The 13,246-nt window shown below is 34.5% G+C and carries 11 protein-coding genes; all 11 read left to right on the top strand.

What is annotated here, in order from left to right; genetic code table 11:
• Positions 1-317 precede the first annotated feature (317 nt).
• Positions 318-1,709, top strand: coding sequence for a UDP-glucose 6-dehydrogenase (locus tag QO182_RS11700; protein ID WP_371561788.1), 1,392 nt, complete (start codon positions 318-320; stop codon positions 1,707-1,709).
• Between the two features lie 388 nt (positions 1,710-2,097).
• Positions 2,098-2,565: a UpxY family transcription antiterminator gene (locus tag QO182_RS11695; protein ID WP_371561786.1), complete on the top strand. Its 468-nt coding sequence runs from the start codon at positions 2,098-2,100 to the stop codon at positions 2,563-2,565.
• A gap of 518 nt (positions 2,566-3,083) precedes the next feature.
• A complete protein-coding gene (locus QO182_RS11690) occupies positions 3,084-4,367 on the top strand; it encodes a nucleotide sugar dehydrogenase (RefSeq protein WP_371561784.1) in 1,284 nt (427 codons plus the stop codon).
• Between the two features lie 59 nt (positions 4,368-4,426).
• Positions 4,427-5,434: a mannose-1-phosphate guanylyltransferase gene (locus QO182_RS11685; protein ID WP_371561782.1), complete on the top strand. Its 1,008-nt coding sequence runs from the start codon at positions 4,427-4,429 to the stop codon at positions 5,432-5,434.
• A gap of 7 nt (positions 5,435-5,441) precedes the next feature.
• Positions 5,442-6,392 (top strand): GDP-L-fucose synthase family protein, encoded by a 951-nt coding sequence (locus tag QO182_RS11680; RefSeq protein WP_371561780.1) that lies wholly within the window; start codon positions 5,442-5,444, stop codon positions 6,390-6,392.
• 228 nt (positions 6,393-6,620) lie between these two features.
• Positions 6,621-6,965 (top strand): four helix bundle protein, encoded by a 345-nt coding sequence (locus QO182_RS11675; RefSeq protein WP_371561778.1) that lies wholly within the window; start codon positions 6,621-6,623, stop codon positions 6,963-6,965.
• Between the two features lie 230 nt (positions 6,966-7,195).
• Positions 7,196-8,320 (top strand): GDP-mannose 4,6-dehydratase, encoded by a 1,125-nt coding sequence (gene gmd / locus QO182_RS11670; RefSeq protein ID WP_371561776.1) that lies wholly within the window; start codon positions 7,196-7,198, stop codon positions 8,318-8,320.
• Positions 8,321-8,482: 162 nt separating this feature from the next.
• Positions 8,483-10,024: an MATE family efflux transporter gene (locus QO182_RS11665; protein ID WP_371561774.1), complete on the top strand. Its 1,542-nt coding sequence runs from the start codon at positions 8,483-8,485 to the stop codon at positions 10,022-10,024.
• 46 nt (positions 10,025-10,070) lie between these two features.
• Entirely contained in the window at positions 10,071-11,075 is a 1,005-nt protein-coding gene (locus tag QO182_RS11660) for a hypothetical protein (protein WP_371561772.1), read from the top strand.
• 5 nt (positions 11,076-11,080) lie between these two features.
• Entirely contained in the window at positions 11,081-12,046 is a 966-nt protein-coding gene (locus QO182_RS11655; RefSeq protein WP_371561770.1) for a hypothetical protein, read from the top strand.
• 18 nt (positions 12,047-12,064) lie between these two features.
• Positions 12,065-13,237 (top strand): glycosyltransferase family 4 protein, encoded by a 1,173-nt coding sequence (locus QO182_RS11650; protein WP_371561768.1) that lies wholly within the window; start codon positions 12,065-12,067, stop codon positions 13,235-13,237.
• Positions 13,238-13,246 lie beyond the last annotated feature (9 nt).

Raw genomic sequence — 13,246 nt, 5'->3', positions numbered from 1 at the left:
ACGGCAAAAGAAAGAGGCAGAGCTCCGCGAGTTGAGCCTGTAAGGCGAACGGCTCGGGGCTCGGAACGGTGTTTTGTGGTAGTTTTTAAGTTTTGGATTTTTAGGCAGTGATTTTTTGGTTACTTTTTTGATCGAGCAAAAAAGTAAAATAGTAATAAAAGCACAAACGGTATCGCTTTTTTTATCAAGACAAATCGATAATTCAGTGAACACCACTTAAAATACAAGTTCAGTAAACCTAAAACGGACCTTAGAAAAAGAGGCTAGAAAACGTTGAACAAAGAATAAGGAATAAAAAAGAAAGAAAAACAGAAGAAATGAAAATCACAAAAATTTGTTGCATTGGAGCCGGATATGTTGGCGGACCTACAATGGCGGTTATAGCACAAAAATGTCCACAGATACAAGTTACGGTTGTTGATTTAAATAAAGAACGAATAGCGGCTTGGAATGATGAGAATTTAGATAATATTCCTATTTACGAACCGGGATTGGATAAAATTGTTGGCGATGCAAGAGGTAGGAACTTATTTTTTTCTACCGATGTTGAGAAAGCAATTGACGAAGCCCAAATTATTTTTATATCGGTAAATACACCTACTAAAACCTATGGTAAAGGCAAGGGTATGGCAGCCGATTTAAAATACATTGAATTGTGTGCCAGACAAATTGCTAAAATTGCCAAGGACGATAAGATCGTAGTAGAGAAATCAACATTACCGGTTCGTACAGCTGAGGCTATTAAAAGCATTTTAGACAATACGGGTAACGGCGTGAAATTTCAAATTTTATCTAATCCAGAATTTTTGGCTGAAGGTACAGCAGTTGAGGATTTATTGAACCCAGACAGGATATTAGTTGGAGGCGATACGACTGAAGACGGTCAAAAAGCGATAAAAGCATTGGTAGAGGTCTATTCTAATTGGGTTCCAGTTGATAAAATATTGACTACTAATGTATGGTCATCAGAGTTATCTAAATTGACCGCAAATGCGTTTTTGGCACAAAGAATCTCTTCTATTAATGCGATGTCTGAGCTTTGTGAAAAGACAGGTGCTGATGTAAACGAAGTGGCAAAAGCGATAGGAATGGACAGCAGAATAGGATCTAAATTCTTAAAAGCGTCTGTGGGATTTGGAGGTTCTTGTTTTCAAAAGGATATTTTGAATTTAGTTTATATTGCAAAATCCTACGGATTGAATCAAGTGGCTGATTATTGGGAGCAGGTTATTATTATGAACGACTATCAAAAAAGACGTTTTGCAAATAATATAGTGGAAACACTTTACAATACCGTTTCTGATAAGAAAATTGCTTTATTAGGATGGGCTTTCAAAAAAGACACTAACGATACTAGAGAATCTGCAGCGATTTATGTGGCAGATGATCTAATCAATGAAAATGCAAAAATTGCGGTTTACGATCCTAAAGTCACAAGGAACAAAATTTTAATGGATTTAGATTATTTAGAAACTAGAACTGCAGATAAAAACAGCAATAGCGTGATGTCATTTGTGGATCCTTATGACGCATGCAAGGAGGCACATGCTATAGCGATACTTACGGAATGGGATGAGTTTGTTCAGTATGATTGGCAACGGATTTATAACTCCATGCAAAAGCCTGCTTTTGTTTTTGACGGAAGAAATATATTGGATGGTGTGGCTTTAGAAAAAATTGGATTTGTATATCAAGCTATCGGTTCTTAAATCCTAACATATCGTCCGAGCTATCGAGACTATTCTTAGAAAAATGGAGTTTGGAAAATGTTGAACGAAGAACGAAGAACGAAGAACGAAGAACGAAGAGCAAAGAACAAAGAACAAAGAACAAAGAACAGCCTTGTTAAGGACTACGTTTCCGCTCTTAAATTAAAATCGTCTTAGCATAATAAAAACACAATCGGTATTGAAAGTAGTTTAAATATGAATTGGATAATTTGGAGTTAAAACGGTCATAAAGGAATCGAGCAGTTTTGATAATTCATGATTGCTGCTAATTTTGATAATTCGAGGCTGAAAAATAATGTGGGAACAACAAATAGAGAGTCATATATAAACAAGAATAACAACAAGATGTTATTTCAACACAACGCAAATGAAGAACTGGTACGTGGTGTATACAAAACCTAAATGGGAGAAGAAAGTTGCGGAGCAACTTACAAAGATTGGGGTAGAATGCTATTGTCCTCTGATTACGCAGGTGCGCCAATGGTCTGATAGAAAGAAGAAGGTAATTGTGCCTCTTTTTAATTCCTATGTCTTTGTGCAAGTAACGGAGGCCGAAAGAAACCTAGTGTTTCAATCAACGGGGGCGGTTCGCTATTTGTTTTGGTTGGGAAAACCGGCCATCGTTCGTGATGAAGAGATAAGTACCATTAAAAAATGGTTGGATACTCCTGACACTTATGATGTGTCTATAGACTCGATACAAGTAGGGGATAAAATCACTTTAGAAGATGGTCCTTTCTCTGCTCAGGAAGCCGTTGTTCAAGAAGTGAATAAAACGCATTATATCCTTGTTTTAGAAACCTTGGGATGTGTTTTGAAAATGAAAATTAAGTAATATGATTTCTTTGTAATGTTTTAGAGTAATTTAAAAAACAGACTTGAATTCTTAAAATATTGAGATCAAATAAACAAAAGAATTACCAATGGTTGAAGGCTCAAAGTTTAGGCGCTGTAATTTCTTGGTTATGAATATTTTTAATTTTTTGAGAGCTACATGCTGTTCCTATAAAATTTAAGGGGTCACGTTTTTTGGGAACCGCCATAATTAGATTTTTGGTTGCTTGATTTGGAATTATTCTTATGAATAGTAGGGTAACTAAATTAGGTGATTTTTTTGACAACTTATTAAAATAATAGTTTGTTTGAGGCTCTGATTAACAATGGGTTAGTTGTTTTTATTCAACTAAAGTGAATTTTTGATGGTTCAGGACTAATTTATTAATAAAATAAACCGGCTTATTGTACCTATATTTGCGCACTTGAAAAAACATGATTTGAGCGCACTAATGTGGGCTTGAGTTGCGTCGCGGTGCTTTTTTACCAACAAATAGCTTAGAAAATAGTTTTAAAGAGATGGAAATCAATTCAAAAATAGCAATTATAGGCCTTGGGTATGTAGGTTTACCTTTAGCGCGATTATTTGCCACAAAACATGCTGTTGTCGGTTTTGATATTAATGAAACCCGGGTAGCAGAATTAAAATTAGGCGTTGATACTACTCTAGAAATAGACTCTGTTACTTTGCAAAAGGTATTGCAGGAAAAACAAGGGAGTGGTAACGGTTTGTATTGCACGACGGTGTTAGCTGACATCGCAGATTGTAATTATTATATTGTGACGGTACCTACACCAGTAGATAAAAATAACCGACCTGATTTAACTCCACTTTACAAGTCGAGTGAGACAGTAGGTAAAGTGCTTAAAAAAGGAGATGTTGTCGTATATGAATCAACGGTATATCCAGGAGTAACAGAAGAAGAATGCGTACCTGTTTTAGAACGAGTTTCGGGATTACGATTTAATATTGATTTTTTCGTGGGTTATTCTCCAGAGCGCATAAATCCAGGAGATAAGCAACATACAGTAGATAAAATATTAAAAGTTACCTCGGGTTCTACTCCAGAAATTGGACAAAAGATAAACGAATTATATCAAACAGTTATTACTGCAGGTACTTATTTAGCACCTTCTATCAAGGTAGCCGAGGCTGCCAAAGTAATCGAAAATTCGCAACGGGATATTAATATAGCCTTTGTGAACGAACTGTCTAAAATATTCAACTTAATGAATATAGATACTCAAGCAGTTTTAGAAACGGCTGGGACCAAATGGAATTTTTTACCCTTTAAACCAGGATTGGTTGGAGGGCATTGCATAGGGGTTGATCCTTATTATTTAGCTCAGAAGGCTCAGGAATTAGGCTATCACCCTGAAATTATTTTAGCGGGTAGGCGCTTGAACGACAGCATGGGAGAATATGTGGCTTCTCAAATTGTGAAGCTGATGATCAAGAAAGGAATTTCGGTTAATAATGCCTCACTTTTAATGCTTGGTATTACGTTTAAGGAAAACTGTCCGGATGTTCGTAACACTAAAATTGTAGATGTCATTGCCGCTTTAACTGATTATGGAATTACTGTAACTATATATGATCCTCTAGCTAATCCTGCTGCTGTGTTTAAAGAATATAAATTAAAGACAACTAATGTTGTGCCCAATCAAAAATTTGATACTCTTGTTTTAGGAGTAGCTCATAATGAGTTTTTAAACCTAGACTTAACACAATTACAAAATCCAATAAGTTTAGTGTACGATGTAAAAGGGGTTTTAGGGGATAAGGTTGACGGAAGATTGTAAATAATTTTAAGATATAATTTCAGCTAATTCAACACTCAACTTAACTATAAAAGAAAAGTATGGAAAACAAGAACTCAATAACTCATGTTATACTAACTGGGGGCGTTGGTAGTCGTTTGTGGCCACTGTCTCGTAAAAGTCAACCCAAGCAGTACTTGGATATTTTTAATGGTAAATCTTTGTTTGAGATGACCGTCGATCGCAATAGAAATATTGCCGATAAAGTGATGGTGGTGGGTAACATCGATAATTGCCATTTAAGTAAAAAAGTATTAGAAAAATCCAATACTTCTTATATTGATATCATAGAGTCTACGCCAAGAAATACTGCGGCAGCGATTGCTTTTGCAGCCTTTGCTTCTGATCCTGATGATATCTTAGTAGTTACTCCGTCTGATCATATTATTGATGAGATGCAAGATTATGAACAGGCGATAAACGAAGCGGTTGATAAAGCTTCAAATGGATATATTGTTACTTTTGGGATTGTTCCCACTAAACCAGAAACGGGATATGGATATATTGAACGTAAGGGAGATGATGTGATTTCTTTTAGAGAAAAGCCTAATCAAGTTTCTGCACGGGATTTTATAGCCAAAGGAAATTTTCTTTGGAACAGCGGAATGTTTTGCTTTAAAGCAGGAGTCTTGTTGGAAGAATTAAAGGCGTTCACTCCAGAAGTGTATGAGAAATCAAAACTAGCTTGGGAAAACAATAGTAGTGGAAATTTAGATTTAGCGCTTTCTATGGATATTCCATCCATTAGCATTGATTATGCGGTGATGGAACGCTCAAAGAAAATTAAAGTGGTTTCCTCTAAATTTGGCTGGTCTGATTTGGGGTCTTTTGAGTCGGTTTATGATTATTTGATTACTATTGGTCATCCGGTGGATGAAAATGGAAATATGGTGATTGGTACGAATAATTATACTGCTTTTATAGGGGTACAGGATACTATTTTTGTTCATACAGATACAGCTAATTTAATTTTGAAAAAAGAATTTTCTCAGGATGTAAAAAACGTTTATAATGCTCTAGAACGAGAAAAATCAGACTTGCTAAATTAATATTATCATGAATAAAGATACTAAAATATACATTGCTGGACACAACGGAATGGTGGGTAGTGCTATCTGGAGAACACTGACGGCTAAAGGTTATACTAACCTTATTGGAGCTTCCAGTAAGGAACTGGATTTGAGAAATCAACAAGCAGTTAAGGACTTTATGGCTACCGAAAAACCGGAAGTGATTATTGATGCTGCCGCAAAAGTGGGAGGGATATTAGCAAACAATGATTTTCCATATCAATTCATTATGGAAAACATGCAAATCCAAAATAATCTAATCGATACCGCATTACAATCCGGTGTGGAGAAGTTTATTTTTCTAGGAAGTTCTTGCATCTATCCAAAACTAGCTCCACAGCCATTAAAAGAAGAGTATTTGTTAACGGATACTTTGGAACCAACTAACGAATGGTATGCTATTGCAAAAATTACAGGGGTGAAAGCCTGTCAAGCCATCAGGAATCAATTTAGTAAGGATTACGTAAGCTTGATGCCGACGAATCTTTATGGTACCCATGATAATTTCGATTTAAATTCTTCTCACGTTTTACCCGCTATGATACGTAAGTTTCATGAGGCAAAGGAAAATGGTAATGCTGCTGTGACCCTTTGGGGAAGTGGGACGCCTATGAGAGAATTTCTTTTTGTAGATGATATGGCGCAGTCTGTTGTTTTTGCTTTAGAAAACAAACTGCCCGATTATTTATATAATGTGGGAACAGGGGAAGATTTGACCATCAAAGAATTGGCTGAAACGATTCAAAAAATAACGGGACATCAAGGAGAAATCATTTGGGATAGTAGTAAACCCGATGGTACACCAAGAAAACTAATGGATATTTCTAAAATGCATGAATTAGGGTGGAAACACCAAGTACAATTGGAAGAAGGGATAAAAAAAACACACAATTGGTTTTTGGAAAATATCGACCGATTTAAGGAAGTGAAAATGTAGAATCGTTTGCCGTTTTTCGTCCACCGACTTTCGTCTACCGACTTTCGTCCACCGACTTTCGTCTACCGACTTTCGTCCACCGACTTTCGTCCACCGATTATCGTCTACCGATTATCGAATAACGACCAACGAGTAACAAACAACGAGCAACGAGCAACGAACAACGAAAATCGAACATCGACCAACGACCAACGAAAATCGACCAACGACCAACGAACATCGAATAGTATGCAGTCAAATTTAGAAGTTTGGAAATTATCACATCAATTAACAATAGATGTTTATAAGATTACCCAAAAATTTCCTAAATCGGAGCAATTTGGTTTAGTAAGTCAAGTTAGAAGAAGTGTTAGTAGTGTTCCTACTAATATTATTGAAGGGCAAGCTAGGCAATATAAAAAAGAATTTAAGCAATTTTTATATATAGCAAAGGGTTCTTTAGAAGAAACAAATTATCATTTGTTTTTATCTAAAGATTTAGAGTATATATCTGAAAGTGAATATATTGTATTATTTGAGTTATGTACTAGAATAAAAATGATGTTATATAAATTAATTAAGTCAATGGAATAGTTGTTTACCGTTTTTCGTCCACCGACTTACGTCTACCGATCATCGAATAACGACCAACGACCAACGACCAACGAAAATCGAATATCGTCCACCGAATTTCGTCCACCGATTATCGAACAACGAACAATGAATAACGACCAACGAAAATCGAACAACGAACAACGAAAATCGAACAACGAACAACGAACAACGAACAACGACCAACGACCAACGAAAATCGAACAACAAATATGAGCGCAACACAAAAAATAGCATTTATCACTGGAGTTACAGGACAAGATGGAGCCTATCTAAGTGAATTTTTATTAAAAAAAGGATATATTGTTCATGGATTAAAAAGACGTTCGTCTTTATTTAATACAGATAGAATTGATCATTTGTATCAAGATCCGCATATGGACCATCGCAATTTTATTTTGCATTATGGGGACATGACTGACAGTACAAATCTTACTCGTTTAATTCAAGAAATTCAGCCAGACGAAATTTACAATTTGGCAGCTATGAGTCATGTAGCTGTTTCTTTTGAAACTCCTGAATATACAGGTAATGCCGATGGGTTGGGAACGCTACGTATTTTGGATGCGGTTCGTTTATTAGGATTAGAGAAAAAGACACGTATTTATCAAGCTTCTACTTCTGAGTTGTATGGTAAAGTGCAAGAAGTGCCACAATCAGAAACAACACCGTTTTACCCACGTTCTCCTTATGCAGTGGCAAAGATGTATGCGTTCTGGATAACGGTGAATTATAGAGAGGCTTATGGAATGTATGCTTGTAACGGTATCTTGTTTAACCATGAGTCACCTATACGTGGAGAAACTTTCGTTACCCGTAAAATTACCAGAGCGACTTCCAGAATTGCATTGGGTTTACAAGATAAATTTTACTTGGGTAATCTAGATGCAAAACGCGACTGGGGACACGCCAAAGATTATGTTCGTATGATGTGGATGATTCTACAGGCTGATGAAGCAGAAGACTGGGTTATCGCAACAGGAAAAACAACTCCAGTAAGAGACTTTGTACGCATGAGTTTTGCTGAGGTTGGAATTGAATTGGAATTCGTAGGAGAAGGAATAAATGAAAAAGGATTTGTAAAAGCATGTAACAACCCAGAATTTCAATTGGAAATTGGAAAGGAAATACTAGCGGTAGACCCTAAATATTTCAGACCAACAGAAGTTGATTTGTTGATTGGAGATCCTACCAAAGCAAAAACCAAATTAGGTTGGGAATGCAAGTATGATTTACCTGCATTGGTGAAAGATATGATGCAGTCTGACTTGAAATTGATGCAGAAAGACCAGTACTTAAAAGATGGTGGTTATACTACTTTGAATTATTTTGAGTAAAAAGTTTAATCGGTCAGAGAAGTTTAATTGGTTAATTGAAAGTAGGAAATATAAATGCAATTAACCAGTTAATCTAAAATTAACTCAATAACCCATAATGTAAATGTTACATTCGATTAGCCAGTTCACCAGTTCACCAGTTCACCCTTAACCCAACTATCAATGCAAGCAGCTCATCGTGTAGCTAAAAACACAGGCATACTATATGCCCGTATGGCGATTACTGTTTTTATATCGCTGTATGCCACTCGATTAGTTTTAGCTGCTTTGGGAGTGGCTGATTTTGGTTTGTTTAATGTGGTAGGAGGAGTTATTGCGATGTTGGGCTTTTTAAACAGTTCCATGGCTGCAGCTACCCAACGATTTATGTCTTATGCACAAGGAGCAGGGGATTTAGAAAAGGTAAAGCGCATCTTTAATATGAGTACGTTGTTACATGCCGGTATTGCTGTAGTGATGGTATTGGTTTTGGAAATTGCGGGTTACTTTTTTTTTAATGGGATATTAAATATAGCTCCGGATAGACTTGAAGTTGCTAAAATTATTTACCATTTTATGGTGGTAAGTACTTTTTTTACGGTTTTGTCCGTTCCTTATGAAGCGGTGATTACTTCACACGAAAATATGCTGTTCTATGCTATTTTGGGAATTATTGAATCTGTACTGAAATTAGGAATAGCCTTTTATATAACATACAGTGCTTTGGATCATTTAGTAATGTATGGATTGTTGATGGCAGCATTATCTGTTTTTTCATTGATTTTACGCCGGATATATTGCCATCGGTACTATGCAGAATGTGTTTTGAACTTTCGTAAGTACTACGAAAAAAGTTTAATGAAAGAGATTAGTAATTTTGCGGGCTGGTCTTTGTTAGGTTCGGCAAGTAGTATGATTGCCAATTACGGGCAAGGAATTGTAATTAATGTTTTTTTTGGCACTTTGGTTAATGCGGCACAAAGTGTTGCTGCTCAAATAAGTGGGCAGTTAGGAGTGTTTTCATTAACACTTAGTAAAGCATTGAACCCTTTAATTGATAAAAGTGAAGGTGCAGGAAATAGAGCAATGATGTTGAAAGCTACTTTGGGAGGAACAAAAATATCATTTTTTTTACTTAGCTTCCTTTATATTCCTTTTTTGATCAAAATGCCATATATATTGGGTTTGTGGCTTAAAAATGTTCCTGAGTTTACTGTAGTTTTTTGTCGATTATTATTAATAAGGAATTTAATCGAACAATTGTATATACCCTTAACCAATGCACTTGGTGCCGTAGGAAATATTAAAAAATTTCAAATGGTAAGTTCCTTTTTAAATATAATACCTATCATCGTTTCTTATGTCTTTTTTTATATAGGACTCCCTCCATATACTCTTTATATTGCTTTTATATTGTTTTCATTAATGATGTTGTTTAATGTTATTTATTTTGCAAAAATGAATTGTGATTTACAAGTGAGTAAGTTTTTTAAAGAAATTGTATTCAACTGTTTTGTTGTTTTTTTACTAGCCTTATTGGTTTCAACTATACCAATTCTTATAATATCTAATGAATTTCTTCAGTTTGTCTTCGTGTGTGTTGTTGGAGGTGTATCGTATACTCTATTTATATGGATGTTTGCTTTATCTGCAGTAGAAAAGATATTGGTATTAAATTTAAAAAAGAATATAATAGTTCAGGTAAATAATTTATTGAAGAAGTAATAAATTTAACAAAGAATAGCAGCTTTTTTTAAGGCCAATACTAATTATGATATTAAAAAAAATACCAATTCTGTTTTTTAAAATAAAAAATAGATTTTATAAGGAAGTAGTCTCTTTTTTTAGGAAAACATCTTTTTATCCGAAAATTTACAAATCCTATTGGCATTATCTTTTTTCAGGCAAGCCCAAAGAAAGTACTATTCATAATTATTATTCAGCAATTCCTAATCCTGGAGCAGGAATAGGGCATCAAATGGCCAACTGGATTGCGGGCTATTGGTTTGCAGGACAATTTGGTTTACAATTTGCCCACATTCCTTTTTCTAATGAAAAATGGGATTCTTTTTTAGGATTTGGAGAAAAAGAGATTCATGTAGATTATTTAGTAAGTAAAGGATATAAAAAAGTAAGGTTACCGTTATTTGATGAATATAATGAAAAGGAAATTGCATTAAATAAAAAAATAATAGCTTCTTATTCCAATCAAAAAGTGGTTTTTGTAGCAGAACAAGACCAATCTTATAGCAATCAATTTGGAGTTATGGATGCTATCAAACAAAAATTTCATACTGCTCCAGCGAGAAAAAAAGAGAAAATCATTTTTGATTCTAAATCATTCAATATTGCTATTCATGTAAGGAGAGGAGATATTGTTATAGGTCAAGAAAATCAAAATCCTAATTTATTGTTACGTTGGCAGGGAAATGATTATTTCGAAAACGTATTGAATGCTGTAATTGCAAATATCAAAACAACTAAACCTGTTACAATTTATCTTTTTTCACAAGGCCTTGAAACTGATTTTCCTCAGTTTAGTCAATTTTCTAATCTTCATTTTTGTCTGGATATGAATGCGCAAGATTCTTTTTTACACATGGTGAATGCCGATTTGTTGATCACTAGCAAAAGCTCATTTTCATATAAACCAGCATTGTTGTCAAATGGAATTAAGGTTTGTCCTAACAATTTTTGGCACAGTTATCCAGTTAAAACGGATTGGATTTTAGTGGATGATAATGGTACTTTCGATTGTAATAAGTTAAATATATAATGTAAATGAATAAACCAACTATTTTCCTGCTTAAAGCTTTACGTAAATTGCATACTAAATCTTTTGGCGTGAAAGTTCTTACACTACCTAAATGTGAGGAAAATCCAAACAAAGCTTCGCAAATTATTTATGATGTTTTGACATCTGATAAACCTTGTATGATTGCTCGATTTGGGTCGAATGAATTATTATGTCTTGTTACTTATATGGGAGTTAAAGAGAATAATAGAAATTTGTTTACATATATCACTAGTAAATCTTCTGCTTGGTGGTGGAATGAGGAAAATTTAAAAAATATGCATATCGTGGCAGGCTTTTTTCCTCCAAAAATTAGTGAATTCGAAAAATTTGGCGAATTAATGCTACAAGATATTCCAGAAGTTGATGTACTGGCGTCTTGGTTAGAAAATGAACAGTTGTTTGATAAAGAATTACAGAATTCTACAAAAATCGGTTTTGAATTATTGAATCCATATTTTTCTAGTAGTCCTTGGACTAAAGCTTTGGAAGGAAAAAAAATATTGGTGGTTCACCCTTTTGCGAAAACTATAGAACAACAATATAAAAAGCGTGAATTGTTATTTAAAGATGATGTATTGCCAGATTTTGAGTTAAAGACAGTGCAGGCTGTCCTGAGTCTTGCTGATAACCCAACGCAATTTAATGATTGGTTTGAAGCATTAGATTTCATGAAAACCGAAATCGACAAACAGGATTATGATATATGTCTTATAGGCTGTGGTGCTTACGGTTTTCATTTGGCAGCTCATGTAAAACGTCATGGTAAAAAAGCAGTTCATATGGGAGGAAGTTTGCAAATGCTTTTTGGAATTCGTGGTAAAAGATGGGAAGATCCAAATTATAATCCCATTTATAATTATTATGAATTAATGAATGAATATTGGGTGAAGCCAAATGAAGAAGTTAAACCCAAAAATGTCAACGCTGTCGAAGGGGCTTGTTACTGGTAATCAAAAATCAAATAAAAGATGCATATCGGAATTACAGGTCCAATTTATTTACCTTCTATAAATTTAGGGTATAAAGGCGATCGAACCAATTGGCCTAGAGGAATGGGGGGTGTTCCAGTCAATCATTTGATAAATGCTTTGCTAGAATTAGGATATCAGTTATCTGTATTTTCATCTTCTCCCGAAATTGAAATTGGTGAATCATTTGAATGGCATGAAGAGAATATTTCAATTTATATAGGTCCGTACAGAAAAAGAGCTAAATTGCAAGTTTTTGATTTTTTTGCTGTCGAAAGAGAGTATATAAAGAATATTATTTTAAAAGTAAAACCCGACATTGTGCATGCACACTGGCAATATGAATGGGCTTGGGGCGCCATAGATAGTGGGATTCCAACACTTGTATCCTGCCATGACTCTCCAGTTCATGTATTTAAATCTCAACCCGATGTATATCGGTTGTTTAGGCTTGTATTTGCTTTTATTGTGCTAAAAAAAGCAATTTTTTTAACGACAGTTTCTGATAGTTGTAAAAAAGGTCTTAAATTAATTACTTTAAAGAAAATTGCTGTTATACCTAATTTTGAACCCGATAAAGTTTTTGATCTCTACAGTCCTAGAACAATAACTGACAATAGTATTATTCGTGTTGTTATGGTTAATAATGGATTTACTAATCTTAAAAATGTTTCAATAGGAATTTTTGCTTTTAAATCATTTAGAGATCGCTTTCCTAGCGCTGAATTACATCTTTTTGGCAAATCATTTGGCATAGGAGAAGAAGCAAATCTTTGGGCAATTAATAAGTCTTGCTCTGAAAATGTTTTTTTTCATGGCCAATTGAACTTTGATCGGTTGATAAGGGAAATGTCTGCGATGGATGTTTTTTTACATACTTCTAAACAAGAATCTTTTGGTATGGCATTAGTTGAGGCAATGGCTATGGGAATGCCTGTAATTGCGGGAAATAATTCTGGTGGACCTGAATGGATTTTAAAAAATGGAGGGGGGATGTTAGTTGATATTACTAATGCAATTGCAGTTAAAAATGCTTTAGTTGATATTATTGAACCTGCTATTTATACAAAAACATCCCTTTTAGCTAGGGAAATAGCAGTAAATCGATTTAGTAAAGACAAGGTTGTAAAGGGGTACATTGAAATTTATGAATTGATCACTCATAAAAAATAAAATTTTTGA

It is taken from the genome of Flavobacterium sp. Arc2 (assembly GCF_041431385.1).
Classification (GTDB): Bacteria; Bacteroidota; Bacteroidia; order Flavobacteriales; family Flavobacteriaceae; genus Flavobacterium.
The sequence above is the reverse complement of the archived record's forward strand: the minus strand, read 5'-3'. Positions and strand labels throughout refer to the sequence as shown.